Source organism: Nocardiopsis sp. FR4, from assembly GCF_009830945.1.
In the GTDB taxonomy this organism is placed as follows: domain Bacteria; phylum Actinomycetota; class Actinomycetes; order Streptosporangiales; family Streptosporangiaceae; genus Nocardiopsis.
Map to the genome: position 1 here is coordinate 21,185 of NZ_VWVV01000041.1, position 17,090 is coordinate 38,274.

Sequence of the window (17,090 nt, forward strand, 5' to 3'; positions counted from 1 at the left end):
TGGTTATCATATGCTCTTTCGGTACGCCGTGTCCCCCCGCGGCCATCTCCCCGACCTGGAAGAACCTCCGTGTACCTGCGCAAGACAGCTCCCGCCGCCTGTGCGGCCGCGGCCCTCCTGATGACCGCCTGCCTTCCCGCCGCCGAGGAGGGCGCTGGGGACGGACGGATCGCGGTGGCGATGATGCAACCGCCGAGATCGGCCCTCTCCCCGCTCACCGACGACGCGTTCAAGCTCTCCCGGTGGAGTACCGCCGAAACCCTCGTCACCCTCGACGAGGTCGGCGACCCCCAGCCGGGCCTGGCCACCGGGTGGACCCGCGTGGACGAGGCCACCTGGACCTTCACCGTCCGCGAGGGTGTCACCTTCCACGACGGCACCGAACTGACCGCCGCCGTGGCCGCCCACGCGCTGGAGTACGCGGCGGGGGCCTCGCCCAAGCCGCGCATCCTCGACGGGGTGGAAATCGGGGTGGAGGCCGAGGGGGAGACCCTCACCGTCACCACCGCAGAGGAGGACCCCCTCGTCCCCCAGCGCCTGTCCTCGCCCCAGCTGTCGATCCTCGCCGAGAGCGCCTACGAGGGCGGATCGGTCAACCCCGTCGGCACCGGCTCGGGCCCCTTCGAGCTCGTCGAGGTCAACGGCACCACCTCCGCGCGCCTGGACCGCTACGACGGCTACTGGGGCGAACCGGCCCTGGCCGCGGGCATCGACGTCTCCTTCGTCCCCGACGGCACCGCGCGCGCCGCCGCCCTGCGCACGGGTGAGGCCGACATCGTCGAGGCCGTGCCCACCTCCCAGGCCGCCCTCCTGGACCCGGGCACCGTCACCGAGGTGCCCATGCCGCGCACCAACACCCTCTACCTCAACACCCAGGACGGACCCTTCACCGATCCCGGCCTGCGCGCCGCCGTCCGCGAGACCCTCGACCGCGACGAGCTGGTGGAGGGGGTCTACGAGGGGCGCGCCGACGTGGCCGAGGGGCTCCTGGGCCCGGCCCTGCCGTGGGCCTCCGAACGCTCCGAGCGCACGGACCCCACGAAGGCCGCCGGCCCCGGCGGCGCCGCCATCACCCTGGCCACCTTCACCGACCGCGCCGAACTGCCCGAGGTGGCGACCGTCCTGGAGCAGCAGCTGGAGGAGGCCGGGTTCGAGGTCGAACAGGTGGTGCGCGAGTACGCCAACATCGAGGAGGACGCCCTGAACGGCGAGTTCGACGCGTTCATCCTCTCCCGGGCCACCGTGCTCGACTCCGGGGACCCCGCCGCCTACATGATGAGCGACTTCTCCTGCGAGGGCTCCTTCAACATCGCCCAGCTGTGCGACGAGGAGGTGGACGCGGCCCTGGCCGAGGCCGAGCGGGCGCCGACCGGGGACGAGCGCCGCGCCGCGATCCTGGCCGCCGAGGCGGCGGTGCTGGCCACCGACGCCGCCATCCCCATGCTGCACGAGCGCGTCATCCAGGGCGACTCCGCCCGCGTCTCCGACTCGGCCAAGGACCCGCGCGAGCGCCTGCTCGTCACCGCCCGGACCAGGGTGGAGTAGTGGGTCCCGCCCCCGCCGCCCCGCGCGGCGCCCGGAACGCCCGGTGGCTGCCGCCCCTGGTCTCCCGGGTCGCCGCGCTGGCCCTGGTCACCGTCGTCGTCGGCCTCCTGCCCTGGCTGTCCGGACGCGACCCCGCGCTGTCCGTGCTGCGCGCCCGCTCCGCCGAGCAGGAGCCCACCCCCGAGGTCCTGGACGCCGTCCGCGAGGACCTGGGGCTGGCCGACGGCCCCGTGCCCATGCTCGCCCGCTGGTTCGGCGGGGCGCTGCGCGGCGACCTGGGCCGCTCCTGGGTCTCCGACGCGCCCGTCCTGCCCGGGGTCGCCTCGGCCATGGGCGTCTCGCTCCTGCTGATGGCGGCCGCGCTCGCCGTCGCCCTGGCCACCGCCGCCGCGCTGTGCGCCCCCACCCTGGTGCGCGGGGCGCGCGGCACGCTGCGCCCGGGCGGGTCGGGCAGCGGGGCCCTCGCCGCGACACTCACGGCCCTGCCCGAGTTCCTGGTCGCGGTCCTGCTCATGGTGGCGCTCTCGGTCTGGCTGGGCTGGCTGCCGCCCTACGGCTGGCAGGGCCCGGTGCACCTGGTCCTCCCGTCCCTGGCCCTGGGCCTGCCCGCGGGCGGACTGCTGGGGCGGCTGCTCGACGACGCGCTGCCCGCCGTCCTCGCCGAACGCTGGGTCGGGCTGTGGGCGGCCTCGGGCTGCTCGCCCGGCCTGGTCGCGGCGGCCGCGCTGCGCCGGGCCACCCCCGCGCTGATCCCCCAGTTCGGCATGGTCGTGGTCGGCCTGACCGGGGGCGCGGTCGCGGTGGAGACGGTGTTCGCCGTTCCCGGGATCGGCCGCACCGCCCTGGGCGCCGCCCAGTCCCAGGACCTGCCGCTGCTCCAGGGGTCGGTGCTGGGCCTGGTGCTCCTGGGCACCGCCGCCGGAACCGCCGCCCAGGCCGCGCGCCGCTGGCTGCTGGGCCCCGGGCTGCGCGACGCCGCCCTGGCCCTGTCCCCGCCGCCCACCGCCCCAGCCGGGCCCGTGCGCCGCACGGTGCCCGCCGTGTGCGCGGCCCTGCTCCTCACGGTGTCGGTGTGGGGCCTGACCCGGGACGCCATGACCGTCCGGGTGGCCGAGCGCCTGGCCGCGCCCTCCTGGGCCCACCCCCTGGGCACCGACGCCGTCGGCCGCGACGTGCTGGCCCGGCTCGGCCACGGCGCCCTGGCCACCGTCGGCACCGCCGGGCTGGTGTGCCTGGTCAGCCTGGCGGTCGCGCTGCTGGTGGGGTTCCTCCCGGTGCTGTCGGCCGGGGCGGCCGAGATGGCCAACGCCCTGCCCCCGGTGATCGCCGGGATCCTGGTGGCCGCCGTCGCCGGGCCCGGCCCCCTCGGCGCGGCGGTGGCCGTGGCCCTGGTCTCCTGGCCCCCGCTCGCCGCGCACACGGCCGCGCTGGTCCAGGAGACGCGCGCGGCCGCCTACCTGACCGCCCAGCGGGCCCTGGGCTCCGGGCCGCGGTGGATCCTGCTGCGGCACGTGCTGCCCTCCGTGCTGGGCCCCGTGACCAGGAACGCCGTGCTGCGGCTGCCCGGCACCGCACTGGCCCTGGCCTCGCTCGGCTTCCTCGGGCTGGGAGCCCAGCCCCCGTCCGCCGAGTGGGGGCTGAGCCTGTCCGAGTCCCTGCCCTACGTGGAACGCGCGCCCCTGGCCGCCCTGGCCCCCGCCGCCATGCTCCTGCTGCTGGCCGCCTTCGCGGTCTCCTCGTCCACGCTCCCGTCCCGGGCGCGCCCACCGCGGAGCCCGCGACGGCGCACGCGCGCATCGGAGGCGCGCACACCGGAAGGAAGCCCCCGATGACCGCCCTGCTGAGCGTCCGCGACCTGCGGGTCACCCTGAGGACACCCGGGACCGAGCGGGTCCAGGCCCTGCGCGGCCTGTCCTTCGACGTGCGCCCCGGCGAGGTGCTCGCCCTCGTGGGGGAGTCGGGGGCCGGGAAGTCCCTGACCGCCCGGACCGTCCTGGGCCTGGCGCCCCACGGCGCGACCGTCACCGGCAGCGTCCGGCTGGACGGCCGGGAACTCGTCGGCGCCCCGCCCCGGCTCCTGCGGTCCCTGCGCGGACGGCGGATGTCCCTGGTCCCCCAGGACGCGCTCGCCGTGCTCAGCCCCGTCCACACCGTCGGCGGGCAGCTGGTGCGCGCCCTGCGCTCCGTGCACCGGATGAGCCGGGCCCAGGCCCGGCGGCGGGCGGTGCGGGCCCTGGACCGGGTCGGCATCCCCGACGCCGCCCGGCGCGCGCACGCCTACCCCCACGAGCTCTCCGGCGGCATGCGCCAGCGCGCGGTCATCGCCATGGCCACGGTCAACGAGCCCGCGCTCGTCTTCGCCGACGAGCCGACCACCGCCCTGGACCCGCCCGTGCAGGCGCGGATCCTGGAACTGCTGTGCGGACTGGGCGAGGAGACCGGGACCGCGCTCGTCCTCATCACCCACGACCTGGGCGTCGTCGGCGGCCACGCGGACCGGGTGGCGGTCCTCTACGCCGGGCGCCACGCCGAGTCCGGCCCGGTCGAGCACGTGCTCCGCGACCCGCGCTCGCCCTACACCGCCGGGCTGCTCGCCGCCCTTCCGCCCGAGACGGCCGCGCCCGGGGGGCCCGCCGACCGCCTGCTCCCCGCCATCGCGGGATCGCCCCCCGCCCCGGGGCACCTCCCCCGGGGCTGCGCCTTCGCGCCGCGCTGCCCCCTGGCCGAGGGGGACTGCCGCACCCTCGAGCCCTCCCCGGTCCCCGCGGGCGACCCCGGCAGGCTGGTGTCCTGCCACCGCTGGCGGGACCTGCCCGACCCCGCGCACTCCCTGTACACGGGCACGCCGCGCCGAGCACCCGGCGCCACAGTAGAGAGAGGACCCGCATGACCGACCCCGCTCCGCCGCTGCTGGAGGTGCGCGACCTCGTGGTGCGCTACCCCGGGCGCACCCGGCGGGACGCGCCCGTGACCGCCGTCGACGGGGTGAGCCTCGACGTCCGCGCGGGGGAGACGCTCGCCCTGGTCGGGGAGTCGGGGTGCGGCAAGTCCAGCACCGCCGCGGCCGTGCTCGGCCTGCGCCGCCCCGACGCCGGATCGGTGCGCTTCGAGGGACAGGACCTGACCGCCATAACCCCGGCACGGCTGCGCGCCCTGCGCCCCGCGTTCCAACCGGTCCTCCAGGACCCCTACGGTTCGCTCAGCCCCCGGCTGCGCGTCCGCGACGCCGTGGCCGAACCCCTGCGCCTGCACGGGCGCTGGGACCGCGCCACCGGACCGGACCGGGTGGCGGAGCTGCTGGAGCGGGTGGGCCTGGACCCCGCGCACGGCGACCGGCTGCCGCACGAGCTGTCCGGCGGCCAGTGCCAGCGCGTGGGGATCGCCCGCGCGCTGGCCTGCGAACCGCGGCTGCTGGTGCTGGACGAGCCGGTCTCGGCCCTGGACCCCTCGGTGCGCGCCGGAGTGGTCAACCTGCTCACCCGCCTGCAGGACGAACGCGGACTGGGCTACCTGCTCATCTGCCACGACCTCGCGCTGGTGCGGCACGTCGCCCACCGCGTCGCGGTGATGCGCCGGGGGCGCGTGGTGGAGAGCGGTCCCGCTCGCCGGGTCTGCTCCCATCCCGAACACCCCCACACGCGCGAACTGCTGGAGGCGGTGCCGCCGCATCCGGGCACGCCCCGCCGCCGGACCCTGCCCGCGGCCTCGTGAGCGCACCGCGCACGGCGGGGGCGCCGTACCGGCTGCGCGGCCTAGGCCCGCTGCCCCTGCTCCTCGTCGGATCGCAGTGCGCGTTCAACATCGGGTTCTTCGCCGTCCTGCCCTACCTCGCCGCCCACCTGGGCGGCGCACTCGGCCTGGCCGGGTGGCTGGTCGGCCTGGTGCTGGGCCTGCGCACCTTCAGCCAGCAGGGCCTGTTCGTGGTGGGCGGCACGCTCACCGACCGGTACGGCGCCCGCCCGGTCGTGCTGACCGGCTGCGCGCTGCGCGTGGCCGGGTTCGGCTGGCTCGGCTTCGCCCAGGACACCTGGTCGGTCGTCGCCGCCGTCCTGCTCACCGGCTTCGCCGCCGCGCTGTTCTCCCCGGCGGTCGAGACGGAGATCGTGCGCCAGGCCGTGCGGCACGAGCGGGACACCGGAGTGTCCCGCACCCGCGTGCTCGCGCTGTTCTCCGTGGCGGGGCAGGCGGGCACGCTCATCGGCCCGCCGCTGGGCGCGCTGCTGCTGCTCGGCGGATTCCGGGTGTCCTGCCTGGTCGGGGCCGGGGTCTTCGTCCTCGTGTGGGCCGCGCACCTGCGGCTGATGCCGAGGCGCCCGCCCGGGGCCGCCGTCCGGAAGGAGGGGACGGGCCCGGGGGAGGGACTGCGGCTGCTGCTCGGCCACCGCCGGTTCCTGACGCTGTCCCTGGCCTACAGCGGCTACCTGCTGGCCTACAACCAGCTCTACCTGGCCCTGCCCGCGGAGGTGGAACGGGCCACCGGCTCCCAGACGGCGCTGGGCTGGCTGCTCGCGTGGGCCTCGGTGCTCTACGTCGCCGCGCAGTTCCCCCTGCTGGAGCGGGCCTCGGCCCGGCTGTCCCGGCGCGCGACCCTGGTGTGGGGGCTGGCGCTGGTCGCGGCGGGCTTCACCCTGGCCGCCGCGCTCATGCCGCTCGGCGCCCTGGGCGGGCTCCTGCCCTCCCTCGTCTTCGTCACCCTCCTGACGCTGGGGCAGGTCCTCATCGTGCCGACGGTGCGCGCCTGGACCCCCGACCTGGTCCCGGACCGCCACCTGGGGCTGTTCACGGGGACGCTGTCCTCGCTGTCGGGGCTGGTGGTGCTCGCGGGCAGCGTCCCCGCCGGGGCGGTCCTCGACGCGGGCGGCCCGCTTCCCTGGCTCCTGCTGGCCCTGGTGCCGCTCGCCGCGGCTGCCCTGGTGCCGCGGGACCGCACGTGAGGGCGGGCTCACCGCCGGGCTCCGGCGGGGTGTCCGGCGGCGTGCCGTCCGGCGACGGCCCAGGCCAGTGCGACGATCGCGAGGTTGGCGGTCAGCATCCGACCGGGTTCGTCGAGGGCGGCGGGGGAGACCAGCAGTCCGCCCAGGTTGAACACCCCGATCGGGGCCGTCTGCACGGCCGCCGCCGCGTACGGCCACCGGCCGGACAGCACCCACACGCCGATCGCGGCCTCCGCCAGGCCGATCGCGACCAGGACGGGGGGACCCAGGTGTCGGCCGGCAGCGGTAGGTCGGCGATGATCGCCCGGTGGCCGGCACGTCCGGGCCGGACCTCGCACCACAGGCCCTCGTAGCACCAGACCGGGGGGACGGCCACGGCCGGGGCGGGGGTACGGGCCCTTGGGGGCGGGGGCGTACCGCCCTGCAACCACCCGTTCCGAGCGGGCCGTGTCCGGGGTGGGCGACGGGGTCCGCGCGGTGCTCGGCGGTGGTGCGGCGCGGCGGCTCCGGCCGCCGCGCCGCGGGCGCGCGGGGTCAGTTCGCGCTGCAGGAGACGGTGGGCCAGGTCCAGTTCCCGTTGTGCTGGATGGTCACACCCCAGTTGTTGCCGTTGCCGTTGGGCCGGGCGGTCAGCACCTGGGAGCTGGGGTAGCTGGCGCTGACGTTCCACGTGGCGCTGATCCTGGCGGGGGAGGGCACGTTCATGGTCACGGTCCAGTTGCTGGAGCCGCTGACCGCGACGCTGAGGTTGTAGCGGTCGCTCCACTGCTGCCCGGCGGACAGCGTCGCGGTGCAGCCGCCGCCTCCGCCGCCTCCGCCTCCGCCACCGCCGCCGGAGGAACCCAGGGTGACGTTGGAGCTGCCGCTGCTCTGGTAGCCCTCGGTGGCCATGATCATGTAGTCGTGGCTGCCCAGGTTCATCCCGGCGCGGGCCCAGGCGTCGAAGTGGTTGCCGGAGGTGATGGTTCCGCTCGAACGCCGGGACTGGCGCACGCTCCAGTACTGGTCGAAGCTCCGGGTGCCCTCGATGGAGGGGGCGTTGGTCCGCCGCGTCCGGTAGATGTCGTAGGTGCCGCCGTCGGTGGTGACCGTGCCCATGTGGGTGCCGGTGGGCCGGTAGGTCCCCCAGTTGTCGACGATGTAGTACTCCACGAGCGGGTTGCGCGTCCACCCGTAGAGGGTCAGGTAGGAGTTGCCGGACGGGTTGAAGCTGGCCGAGTAGGTCACGGACCTGCGTCCGCCGGTGCTCCAGCCGGTACCGGCCACGAAGTTGCCGGTGTTGCGCCACGAGGTGCTGTAGTTGCCGCCGGAGCCCAGTTCCATGGAGACAGTGCCGGGGCTGTCGGTCCAGAACGAGTAGAAGTACCCGTTGTGGGTGCCCGTCTGGTTGGACGTGATGGCCGCGCTGGCGGTGCCGGGCAGCAGCGCCAACGCGGTGACCAGCGCGGTCATGACGGCGCAGACGCGGCCGAGCAGTGCTCTGGCGCGGCCGCGCCCGGACCGGGCGGGGGAGTCGTTCATGTCTGGCCCTCCTCCTGGGGGGTGGGGGTAGGAGGCGTGATGCGATCGGGGAGGAGCCGCGCGACGCGCGGTCTCCGCACGGTGATGTGATCACACCAGGTGACTGCCATTGACAGCGCGTTAACACTGCCGACAGTGACAGTGTCAGGCTGCCCGTGGGGACTGTCAATGATTTCCGGAATATTTCGACAAACTTAATCCGACGAAGGAAGTGCTCTCTCCTGTTTGATGCGTCGTCATCTCGGCATTCGGCGAGAACGGTGCGGATGCCTCGGCTTTCCGGCTTGGCGTCCGGTCAACGTTGCCGAAAAATTTCGGATGTCTGTCGGTTGCCGGAGTCCGCTTCGAAGGGGAGCCGCGCGGTCACCCGGTCCGGGGCCCGCCCCGCCAGGAGGGCGTCCGTCTCCTCCGCCGTGGGGCAGGTGGCCGGACCGCGGCGGGTGACGGACAGGGCGGCGGCGGCGTTGGCCCGGCGGGCGGACTCCTCCGGCCCCTCCCCCCGGGCCAGGGCGGCGGTGAACACGCCCACGTGCGTGTCGCCCGCTCCGTTGGTGTCCACGGCGCGCACGCGAAAGCCCGGAACCCGGCGGGGAGCGCCTCCGGCCCCGGCCACCACGCAGCCGTCCGCCGCGTCGCGCACGACCACCACCCCGCGGGGGCGGACCCGGGGGACGAGCAGCGCGGCGGCCTCCTCGGGGACGGCCCGCCCGGTCACGGCGGCGGCCTCCGCCGCGCTGAGGCTGAGCAGGTCGACCCGGGCCAGGGCCCGGTCCAGGGTCCGCCGCGGGAGACCGCCCACCACAGGCGCGGGGTCCAGCACCAGGCGCACCCCGTCGGGGAGGCCGTCGATCCAGGTGAGCAGTTCATCGGCGCGCGGTCCGGGGAGCAGCGAGTAGCCGACGGTGTAGACGAAGTCCCCCGGCACGGGTCGCAGCGTGCTCAGCTGGGCCAGGGACAGGTCCGTCTCGGCGCCCAGGCGGGTGACGAAGGTCCGTTCGGCGTCGCCGTCGACCAGGGCCACGCAGAAACCGGTGTCCGCGTCCGGGTCGGGGGCGTGGGCCACGGACACCCCCTCCGCGCGCAGCGCCGCCCGGGCCAGTTCGCCGTTCGGCCCGCTTCCGTGCGCCCCCGCGTAGACCACCTCCATCCCCGAGCGCGCCGCGGCGGCGATCACGTTGAAACCGCCCCCGGCCAAGGTGCGCGCGGAGGAGGCGAACACCCCCTCTCCGGCCCGGGGGAGGGCGTCGACCTCCATCACGACGTCGATGATCACGGGTCCCACGTGGAGAAGTCGTCCGGTCATGGGAGGGCTCCTTTCGCTTGTGCCGGCCACGCGATCATCCCGTGCCCGACCGGAGCGCACGACGCCGGGCGGGCACGGACGGGAGGAGCCGCGGACGCGTTCAGACGGGCGACACCGGGACGGTGGCGACCAGGCCGCCGTCGATGACCAGGTCCTGCCCGTTGACGTAGGCGGCCTCGTCGGAGGCGAGGAAGGCGACCGCGCCCGCGACGTCGTCCGCGGTGCCGAGGCGGCCCGACACCACGGCGGCGGCGAGTCCGTCCTTCGCCTCGTCGCGGACGGCGGCGTGGAACATCGGGGTCTCGATGTAACCGGGGCTCACCGAGTTCACCCGGACGCCCCGCGGGCCCAGCTCCGCCGCCAGGGTTTGCGTGAGGTTGTGCACGGCCGCCTTGGTCGCCGCGTAGAGGGAGGCTCCGGCCATGCCCCGGTGCAGCGTCCACGACGCGTTGATCACGACCGCCGCGCCGTCGGCCAGCAGCGGGAGGAGCTTCTGGACGGTGAAGAAGACCCCCTTGAAGTTGACGCCCGAGACGCGGTCGAACTCGGCCTCGGTGACGTCGCCGACCGGCTGGAAGGAGGCGACCCCCGCGTTGGCGAAGACCACGTCCAGGTGCCCGAAGCGCTCCCCGACCAGGGCCGCCAGCGCGTCGAGGTCGGCGGTGCTCGCAGCGTCGCCGCGTACCGCGAGGAGGCGGTCCCCGCCGTCCAGGTCCCGGACCGCGCCCTCCAGGCGGTCCCCGTCCCTTCCGCTGATGACCACCCGCGCGCCCTCGTCGAGAAGCCTGCGCGCGGTGGCCAGGCCCATGCCGCTCGTGCCGCCGGTGATGAGCGCGACCTTGTTCCCGAACCGGGAGATGTTGTGTGCCATGGCATGCAGCGTTCCAGCCGGGTCGACGCACGAACAGGGCGCACCTGTCCGGGGGGTGGCACCACCAGGCTCGCCGGGCGGCGTCCCGGCGTGGGGGGTCAGGTGGAGGCGCTGAGCCGGACGCGGGCCAGTCGCCCGATCCGGTCCCCGGTCCCGGTCCCGGGGCGCGGGTTGTACAGCTCCAGGCGCCAGTCCGGGTGGTCGGCCACGATCAGGGACGTCTTGTCGAAGACCAGGTCACCGGCCTCGGGGTGGCGGACCGCCTTGACCGCCTGGGTGTGGTCGCCCACGTCGTGGCGCGCCCACAGCTCGGCGAACTCGGTGCTCACGGAGGCGAGGCCGTCCACCAGCCGCCCGAACTCCGGGTCGTCGGGGAAGCGCGCCATGTCGGCCCGGAACGCGGCGACGACGGCCGGGGCGACTGACGCCCAGTGGACGTGCAGGTCGCGGTACCGGGCGCTGGTGAAGAACGTGACCAGGCAGTTGCGGTCGGTGCCGCCGTAGCCGAACGCCGTCCGCGCCGTGTCGTTGAGGGAGAGCAGGTTCCAGTGGCGGTCCTGCAGTATCGCGGGCCGGGGGTCCCACGCGTCGACCAGGTGCCGCAGCTCCGGCGTCACCGGGGAGTCGCCCGCCCCGCGGGCCTGCGGCGGATTGAGGCCGGCCAGGGCGTAGAGGTGCGCGCGCTCGGGTTCGGTCAGGCGCAGGGCCCCGCTGATCGCGTCGAGTACCTCGACCGAGACGTTGATGTCGCGCCCCTGTTCGAGCCACGTGTACCAGGAGACGCCGACCCCGGCCAGCACGGCGACCTCCTCGCGCCGCAGGCCCGGCGTCCGGCGCCTGCCCCCGGCGGCCATGCCCACGTCGCCGGGTGTGAGCCGCGCCCGGCGCGTGCGCAGGAAGTCGCGGAGCTGCTCTCGTCGGTTCCGGGTCGCGGCGGAGGTCTCGCTGGCCATGCGCCATGGTAACCACGGCCGCTCCGGGCGCCGGGCGACGGACCCATCCCTCCTGAACCGGCGGGCACGGGGCCCGCGTGGAGGGGTCACCCGGTCACGGGAGGGGCTCCTCGCGCCTGTACCGGCCGCGCGGTCATCCCGTGCCAGCCCGCGACGGGACGAACGCCCGGTCCCACCGCGCGCCGGGCCCCTCCCCGGGCCCGGTCCCGCGGGCGGCGGCGTGGTCCCGCCGGCCGGTGTCAGCGGATGGCGGCGAGGAGGGCGCGGGTGCGGGCCGGGGCGGAGGCGGGCAGGGTGGCGATGAGGTCGGCGAGGGAGACCGCGCCGAGGCTGCTCCGCCACGCCTCGTGGGCCTCGGCCATCTTCGCGGCGAGCACGCAGGTGTGCTGGCAGTCCTCGGGCGGCAGCGCGCCCCTGCCCTGTCGGCGGATCTCGCGGCACTCGTAGGGCGGGGACGCGCCGTCGACCGCCTCGACGATCTGCAGCATGGTCGTCTCGGCCGCCGGACGGGCGAGCCGGAACCCGCCCCGCGGGCCGGTCGTCGCGGCGAACACGCCCGCTTTGACCAGTGGCTGCAACTGCTTGGCGAGGTAGGCCGCCGGAAGGTCGAAGTAGGCCGCGAGCTGGGCGGCCGAAGCGGTGGCCCCCGGTTCGAGCTGGGCCAGCGTCGTGGCGCAGTGCAGGACCCACTCGGTGCTCACAGGCAGCTTCATGGGGCCGATCTTACCGAAGCTATTGCGGATCCATGAAGTCCGAGATAGTCTCCGTCGGCATCGGAGCAGTGAACGGAGAAGAGCACATGCGCATCGCCGTCGCCGGAGCGACCGGGAACATCGGCTCCCTGACCGCCGCCGCCCTCGAACGGGACGGGCACGAGGTCGTCCGCGTCAGCCGCTCGCTCGGCGTGGACCTGACGACCGGCCAAGGGCTCGACGACGCCCTCACCGGAGTGGAGGCGGTCGTCGACGCCGTCAACCACACCGGTACCGACCGGGCCGAGGCGGTGGCCTACTTCGGCACCACCACGCGCACCCTGCTGGGGGCGGAAGAGCGGGCCGGCGTCCGCCACCACGTCCTGCTGTCGATCGTCGGAGTCGACGCGGTCGAGGGCAACCCCCACTACGCGGGCAAGCGCGAGCAGGAGCGCCTGGTCGCGGAGGGGCCCGTGCCGTGGACCATCGTGCGGGCCACGCAGTTCCACGACTTCGCCGCCATGGTGGCCGGCTGGACCGAACGGGACGGCGCCGCCACCATCGCCCCGCTGCTCGTCCAGCCGATCGCACCGGCGGACGTGGCCGACATCCTGGCCGAGACGGCGGCGGGCCGGCCCCGGGGGCGGTACCGTGACGTCGCCGGGCCCGAGACACAGGACCTCGTCGACATGGCCCGGCGCACGCACGAGGCGCGCGGCCGCGAGGTGCGGCTCATTCCGACCTGGTCGGGGCCGTTCGGACCGGAGATGGCCGGCGACGTGCTGCTGCCGGGTGAGGGCGCGCACCTGGCACCGACCACCTTCGACGAGTGGCTCGCCCGACAGGGGTAGGCGCCGCGCCCCGCCTCCGGGCGCCCGTTCCGCACACGGGCACCACGGCGGACAGCGGCGCCGTCCGCCCCGGGCACGGGACCACGAGGAGACGGCAGGGACATGGACTTCACCATCCACCACCTCAGGTGCTTCCTCGCCGTGGCCCGGGAACTCCACTTCGGACGCGCCGCCGCGCGCCTGCACCTGAGCCCCTCCGCGCTGAGCGAGCAGGTCACGACCCTGGAACGGCGCCTGTCCCGCCCCCTCTTCGACCGCACCTCCCGCGGGGTGGAGCTCACCGGGCACGGCCGTGAACTGCTGCCCCTGGCCGAACGCGCGGTCACGAGCATGGACGAGGTCGTCGACTGGGGCCGGGGCGAGGCCTCCCGGCCCCGGGTCCGGATCGGCCTCATGGTCTCCAGCACGAGGTTCCGCTCGGTCATGGCCCAGGCCGCGCACCAGATGCCGCAGGTGCGCTGGCAGGTGCGGCACCTGGGGTTCACGGGCTGCTACGAGGCCCTGGCCAGGGCCGATGTGGACTGCACGTTCACCGGTGGAATCGAGCGCACGACCGGGTTCGAGTCCCTGCCGCTGTGGGAGGAGGAGCGGGTCCTGGTCACCTCGCGGGGGCACCGCCTCGCCGACCGGGAGTCGGTGACCCTCGCGGAGATCGCGGAGGAGACCTTCGTGGCGGCCGAGGACGAGACGGCCGAGAGGTGGTTCTCCTCGGTGGCCGCCGGGGGTTTCTCGCCGCGCCTGCTCCCGGTGGCCCGCAACTTCGAGGAGGTCCTGGAGATGTGCGCCGCCGGGCAGGGCGTCAACATCGCGGGGTGCTCCGCCGCGGCCACCTACGCGCACCCGGGGGTGCGCTTCGTCCCGATCACGGACGCCTCCCCGATGACCACCTTCCTCAACGTGCGCCGGGGCCGCCTCCCGGACCCGCTGGAACGGTTCGTCCGGCTCTGCGAGCGGTCCGCGCCGTGACCGTCCGGAACCCCCGAAGGCCCGTTCGGGAGTTCGCGATGGACCCGTCGGACGCGTCACCCCAGCATGGAGGGCATGTCCCACGACTCCCCTCCCCCGGAGGTCAGGTCCGACCCCGGTCTCGTCTTCGCCCGGCGCGAGAGCGGTGACCTCCTCCTCGACCTGTACCGCCCGGCCTCCGGCGACCGCCCCGTGCCCGTGGTGCTCTGGCTGCACGGCGGCGGCTGGTTCACCGGGGACCGCACCCTGGCGCCGGACCTGTCCCGCCGCGTCCGCGCCACCGGCTGCGCCGTGGCGAGCGTCGAGTACCGCCTCTCCGGCCAGGCGCTCTTCCCGGCCCAGCTGCACGACGTGCGCTCCGCGATCCGCTTCCTGCGCGCCCGAGCCGGGGAGTACGGCCTGGACCCGCGGGCGGTCGCGGTGTGGGGCGCCTCGGCCGGCGGCCACCTGGCCGCCCTGGCGGGGCTCACCGGCCACCTGGACGCCCTGCCCGGCGAGGAGGACACCGACGGGGACCCCTCCGTGCAGGCGGTCGCCGAATCCTACGGCCCCGTGGACCTGGCCGCCGTGGTCGCGGAGTCCGCGCCCCCCGGCGGGGCGGCGGCCTCACCCGAGGCCCGCCTCCTGGGCGGCCCGCCCTCGGAGCGCGCGGAGCTGGCCCGCCACGCCAGCCCGCTGACCTGGGTGACCCCCGCCGCCCCGCCGTTCCAGATCTCCCACGGCACCGCCGACACGCTGGTCCGCCCCGGGCAGAGCGAACTCCTGCACGAGGCCCTGGCCGCCGCCGGGGTGCCGAGCGAGCTCTACCTCGTCGAGGGCTACAAACACGGCTTCCTCAACCCCGCGGGCCGCCTCGACGTCCGGATCGCCCGGGCGATGGACGACGGCCGCCTCGCGGACGAGGGCCCCGCCCCGGCCGTACGCCGCGCCCCGGACGCTCCCGGGGGCGAGCCGACGACCTTCGGCTTCGACGACGTCGACGCCTTCCTCCGCCGGCACCTCACCGGTTCCACGTCAGGAGAGCCCCGATGACCAGCATCGACCCGGAGACCATGCACGGCCTCGCGCCGGTGGTCAACGCCCTGCCCGGCGAGCCGGTCCCGTACTACCTGGCCAGCGGCGAGGGACTGCGCTTCGAGATCGGCGGGCAGCTGTGGACGGTCATCGCCCGCGGCGCGGACACCGGCGGGCTCTTCGACGCCGCCTTCGTCCTGGGCCCGCGCGGGGCCGGCACACCCTTCCACAGCCTCCCCGGCCACCAGCGCTCCTACCACGTGTCCGAGGGCAGCGTGCAGTTCTGGCTGCCCGGGCAGAGCCGCGTCCTGGTCCCCGGCGACTCCGTCCACGTACCGCCGGGCACCCCGGTGGCCTACCGGATGCTCGGCCACATGTCCCGGATGCTGTTCTTCTCCGCCTCCAGCGGAGCCCTGGACGCCCTCGTGGGGGAGGGGGAGCCCGTGGAACGCCACGTCTACACCCCCGCGGAGGCCCGGGAGGTGCTGCCCCCCGGCGCCCGGGAGCACGACCTGCCCCGGGCGCGGGCCGGGGACGCCTGGGACGACACCCTGCCCCGGGGAGCGGAGGCCTACTTCCTGCGCTCCCGCACGGGGGAGCGGCGCGGCTGGCCGGACGCGGTCAACGCCTACTCCGCGCGGGGCCGCAACACCGGCGGGCGCTACTTCTCGGTGAGCACGCTCGCCGCGCCCCAGCCCTACATCGTCCGCCACTTCCACCGGCAGCACACCGAGACCTTCCTGTGCCTGTCCGGGCGGATCTGGCTGTGGGTCAACGGCCAGGAACTGCTGCTGACCTCCGGGGACTTCCTGCACGCCCCCGCCGGGACCGTGCACAGCTTCGCCATCGCCGCGCACAACACGCAGATGCTCGGGCTGCTCACCTCGGACGTCTTCGAGCCGTTCTTCGACGTCACCTCCGTGCCGACCGAGGACCACGTGTACACCGAGGGGCTCATCGACCCGTCCGTGGTGATGGGCGGCATCCGCGGCAACCCGGACCTGGACCTGGTCGTCGTGGACGGCCCGCCCCGCCGGACGAGGGCGCTCGGCCTGTGACCCGACGCCCGCCCGCGCCCGGCGCGCGGGCGGGCCCCAGAAAGGAACCCATGACGCGCCCGCCCCGGTACAAACAGGCCGTGGTCAGCTGGCTCGGGGTCTACCCGCTCATCACCCTGCTGCTGTGGCTCCTGGGACCCGTGGTCTCCGACCTGCCCCTGCCGCTGGTGACCCTCGTCCTCACCCTCGTGCTGGTGAGCCTGCAGACCTACGCCGTGATACCGCTTCTGACCCGCCTCTTCCGCCCCTGGCTCGCCTCGGGCGCGAGCCGCGCGCCCGCGCGCGGGTCCGACGGCGCCCGGCCGGCCGCCGCACCGCCGGGGCCGGACTCCGCGCCGTGAGCGGGGCCGCTCCGCGTCCGAGGCGGGCCGACCAGGTGCCGCCGCCTCATACAGTGAGAACTCCAGAGAACTCCACCGCGGGCGCGGGAACCCCCGACAGCCCGTGACCGACCACACGCCCCGCGGGGCCGCCCCGGAGGGAACTCCTTGTACCTGGCCCGTATCCACCTCGACCCCGAGCGCAGCACCGGCATGGAACAGTGGGCGGCCATGGGGCGGGCCGTACGCAGGGCGGTCGACCCCGACCCCGCGTCCGACGCCCGCGTGCTGTGGGCGCGCACCTCGCCGAGCACGCTGGTGGTCAGCTCCGACACCGCCCCGGCCTGGGGCAAGGTCCCCGGCGCGGTCTCCGCCGTGATCCACCCGATGCCCCGGCACCCCGAGGGCGAGACCGTCCGCTGGGAACTCATCACGGCACCCACCGCGCAGCGGGAGGGGGAGGGGGCGCGTTCGCGCGGCAAGCGGGTTCCCCTCGCGGAGGAGGAGTTCGAGGACTGGCTCAGGGGCAAGCTCGCGGGTGCGGTGGACCTCACCGAGGCGAGGTGGAAGCGTCTGGGCGGCAGGCCCGCGCGGTACCACTTCACCGGGCAGGCCGTGGTGCTCGACAGCGAGGCGCTCCAGGAACTGTGCCTGAACGGTGTCGGCGCGGGCACGGCCACCGGCGCCGGGCTGCTCCTCGTCAGCCCGCTGGCGCCCTCCGCCGACTGACGTCACACGCCGGGCGCCCGGCGCATCAGCCCCGAGCGGACCGTGCCCCCGGAACGATGACGCGGTGCCGCGTGTTCGTGCCCCTGTCCGTCCGCCTGCCCCTGGACCCGGCGCCGTCCGGGGACGGCGCGGCCCGTGGCCGGAACGGTGTCCGGGCCACGGGCCCGCGGGTCGCACGATGGGCCGGGCCCCGGAAGCTAGCTCCTGGGGACGCGGAGCCGGTCCCAGGTCGTGCGCCCGGGCCAGCCGTCGGCGTCCGCGCCGGTGAAGCCCAGCTTCCTCTGCCACATCGCGTACGCGTCCTGGTCGACGTCCGACCACTGGTCGCCGGGC

The 17,090-nt window shown here is 75.4% G+C and carries 18 protein-coding genes; 11 read left to right on the forward strand and 7 right to left on the reverse strand.

From position 1 onward, the window contains the following. Window positions 1-69 precede the first annotated feature (69 nt). From FYW95_RS25945 to FYW95_RS25965, 5 genes are read left to right on the forward strand one after another with little or no spacing between them, the layout of a single operon-like run. Window positions 70-1,545 carry an ABC transporter substrate-binding protein gene (locus FYW95_RS25945; RefSeq protein WP_159945044.1) on the forward strand — a complete coding sequence of 492 codons (1,476 nt, stop codon included), beginning with the start codon at window positions 70-72 and terminating at the stop codon, window positions 1,543-1,545. Continuing rightward, window positions 1,545-3,377, forward strand: coding sequence for an ABC transporter permease subunit (locus tag FYW95_RS25950; protein WP_160050946.1), 1,833 nt, complete (start codon window positions 1,545-1,547; stop codon window positions 3,375-3,377). Before FYW95_RS25945 ends, FYW95_RS25950 begins: the two co-directional genes overlap by 1 nt. Further along, window positions 3,374-4,435, forward strand: a complete 1,062-nt coding sequence (locus FYW95_RS25955) for an ABC transporter ATP-binding protein (protein ID WP_160050947.1) — start codon at window positions 3,374-3,376, stop codon at window positions 4,433-4,435. The genes FYW95_RS25950 and FYW95_RS25955 overlap by 4 nt, the downstream gene beginning before the upstream one ends. Continuing rightward, window positions 4,432-5,256 carry an ATP-binding cassette domain-containing protein gene (locus tag FYW95_RS25960; protein ID WP_159945042.1) on the forward strand — a complete coding sequence of 275 codons (825 nt, stop codon included), beginning with the start codon at window positions 4,432-4,434 and terminating at the stop codon, window positions 5,254-5,256. The genes FYW95_RS25955 and FYW95_RS25960 overlap by 4 nt, the downstream gene beginning before the upstream one ends. Continuing rightward, window positions 5,253-6,479 carry an MFS transporter gene (locus FYW95_RS25965; RefSeq protein WP_236572319.1) on the forward strand — a complete coding sequence of 409 codons (1,227 nt, stop codon included), beginning with the start codon at window positions 5,253-5,255 and terminating at the stop codon, window positions 6,477-6,479. Before FYW95_RS25960 ends, FYW95_RS25965 begins: the two co-directional genes overlap by 4 nt. A gap of 8 nt (window positions 6,480-6,487) precedes the next feature. Here the strand turns inward: FYW95_RS25965 and FYW95_RS28750 are convergent, their stop codons facing one another. The 6 genes from FYW95_RS28750 to FYW95_RS25995 form a co-directional block, all read right to left on the reverse strand. Beyond that, entirely contained in the window at window positions 6,488-6,910 is a 423-nt protein-coding gene (locus tag FYW95_RS28750) for a DoxX-like family protein (RefSeq protein WP_370463249.1), read from the reverse strand. Window positions 6,911-7,013: 103 nt separating this feature from the next. Then, window positions 7,014-8,000, reverse strand: coding sequence for a glycoside hydrolase family 11 protein (locus FYW95_RS25975; protein WP_160050949.1), 987 nt, complete (start codon window positions 7,998-8,000; stop codon window positions 7,014-7,016). Between the two features lie 295 nt (window positions 8,001-8,295). Further along, a complete protein-coding gene (locus FYW95_RS25980) occupies window positions 8,296-9,303 on the reverse strand; it encodes a PfkB family carbohydrate kinase (RefSeq protein WP_159945039.1) in 1,008 nt (335 codons plus the stop codon). Between the two features lie 100 nt (window positions 9,304-9,403). Further along, window positions 9,404-10,174 (reverse strand): glucose 1-dehydrogenase, encoded by a 771-nt coding sequence (locus tag FYW95_RS25985; protein WP_201295046.1) that lies wholly within the window; start codon window positions 10,172-10,174, stop codon window positions 9,404-9,406. Between the two features lie 98 nt (window positions 10,175-10,272). Beyond that, window positions 10,273-11,127 (reverse strand): helix-turn-helix transcriptional regulator, encoded by an 855-nt coding sequence (locus tag FYW95_RS25990; RefSeq protein ID WP_159945038.1) that lies wholly within the window; start codon window positions 11,125-11,127, stop codon window positions 10,273-10,275. A gap of 239 nt (window positions 11,128-11,366) precedes the next feature. After that, window positions 11,367-11,840, reverse strand: coding sequence for an RrF2 family transcriptional regulator (locus tag FYW95_RS25995; protein ID WP_159945037.1), 474 nt, complete (start codon window positions 11,838-11,840; stop codon window positions 11,367-11,369). Window positions 11,841-11,872: 32 nt separating this feature from the next. Here FYW95_RS25995 and FYW95_RS26000 point away from each other — a divergent pair, with 32 nt between their 5' ends. From FYW95_RS26000 to FYW95_RS26025, 6 genes are all read left to right on the forward strand, one after another. After that, complete coding sequence (locus tag FYW95_RS26000) at window positions 11,873-12,670, forward strand: SDR family oxidoreductase (RefSeq protein ID WP_370462438.1); 798 nt, start codon at window positions 11,873-11,875, stop codon at window positions 12,668-12,670. Between the two features lie 102 nt (window positions 12,671-12,772). Continuing rightward, the gene (locus FYW95_RS26005; protein WP_159945036.1) at window positions 12,773-13,636 is read left to right on the forward strand and encodes a LysR family transcriptional regulator; all 864 of its coding nucleotides are present in this window, start codon (window positions 12,773-12,775) and stop codon (window positions 13,634-13,636) included. A gap of 75 nt (window positions 13,637-13,711) precedes the next feature. Then, a complete protein-coding gene (locus tag FYW95_RS26010; RefSeq protein ID WP_159945035.1) occupies window positions 13,712-14,668 on the forward strand; it encodes an alpha/beta hydrolase in 957 nt (318 codons plus the stop codon). After that, window positions 14,665-15,708, forward strand: coding sequence for a quercetin 2,3-dioxygenase (locus tag FYW95_RS26015; protein WP_159945034.1), 1,044 nt, complete (start codon window positions 14,665-14,667; stop codon window positions 15,706-15,708). The genes FYW95_RS26010 and FYW95_RS26015 overlap by 4 nt, the downstream gene beginning before the upstream one ends. A gap of 50 nt (window positions 15,709-15,758) precedes the next feature. Next, window positions 15,759-16,049: a putative antibiotic biosynthesis monooxygenase gene (locus tag FYW95_RS26020; protein WP_159945033.1), complete on the forward strand. Its 291-nt coding sequence runs from the start codon at window positions 15,759-15,761 to the stop codon at window positions 16,047-16,049. A gap of 147 nt (window positions 16,050-16,196) precedes the next feature. Then, window positions 16,197-16,757 carry a type I-E CRISPR-associated protein Cas6/Cse3/CasE gene (locus FYW95_RS26025; RefSeq protein WP_159945032.1) on the forward strand — a complete coding sequence of 187 codons (561 nt, stop codon included), beginning with the start codon at window positions 16,197-16,199 and terminating at the stop codon, window positions 16,755-16,757. Window positions 16,758-16,954: 197 nt separating this feature from the next. Here the strand turns inward: FYW95_RS26025 and FYW95_RS29015 are convergent. Then, the coding region (locus FYW95_RS29015; protein ID WP_201295048.1) for a peptidoglycan-binding protein at window positions 16,955-17,090 on the reverse strand (136 nt) is incomplete at its 5' end.

What these genes read in the sequence shown, in the direction of transcription:
- FYW95_RS25955 (WP_160050947.1), top strand. Translation starts at nt 3,374, where the DNA reads ATGACCGCCCTGCTGAGCGTCCGCGACCTGCGGGTCACCCTGAGGACA.
- FYW95_RS25960 (WP_159945042.1), top strand. Translation starts at nt 4,432, where the DNA reads ATGACCGACCCCGCTCCGCCGCTGCTGGAGGTGCGCGACCTCGTGGTG.
- FYW95_RS25975 (WP_160050949.1), bottom strand. Translation starts at nt 8,000, where the DNA reads ATGAACGACTCCCCCGCCCGGTCCGGGCGCGGCCGCGCCAGAGCACTG.
- FYW95_RS25980 (WP_159945039.1), bottom strand. Translation starts at nt 9,303, where the DNA reads ATGACCGGACGACTTCTCCACGTGGGACCCGTGATCATCGACGTCGTG.
- FYW95_RS25985 (WP_201295046.1), bottom strand. Translation starts at nt 10,174, where the DNA reads ATGGCACACAACATCTCCCGGTTCGGGAACAAGGTCGCGCTCATCACC.
- FYW95_RS25990 (WP_159945038.1), bottom strand. Translation starts at nt 11,127, where the DNA reads ATGGCCAGCGAGACCTCCGCCGCGACCCGGAACCGACGAGAGCAGCTC.
- FYW95_RS25995 (WP_159945037.1), bottom strand. Translation starts at nt 11,840, where the DNA reads ATGAAGCTGCCTGTGAGCACCGAGTGGGTCCTGCACTGCGCCACGACG.
- FYW95_RS26000 (WP_370462438.1), top strand. Translation starts at nt 11,873, where the DNA reads ATGAAGTCCGAGATAGTCTCCGTCGGCATCGGAGCAGTGAACGGAGAA.
- FYW95_RS26005 (WP_159945036.1), top strand. Translation starts at nt 12,773, where the DNA reads ATGGACTTCACCATCCACCACCTCAGGTGCTTCCTCGCCGTGGCCCGG.
- FYW95_RS26010 (WP_159945035.1), top strand. Translation starts at nt 13,712, where the DNA reads ATGTCCCACGACTCCCCTCCCCCGGAGGTCAGGTCCGACCCCGGTCTC.
- FYW95_RS26015 (WP_159945034.1), top strand. Translation starts at nt 14,665, where the DNA reads ATGACCAGCATCGACCCGGAGACCATGCACGGCCTCGCGCCGGTGGTC.
- FYW95_RS26020 (WP_159945033.1), top strand. Translation starts at nt 15,759, where the DNA reads ATGACGCGCCCGCCCCGGTACAAACAGGCCGTGGTCAGCTGGCTCGGG.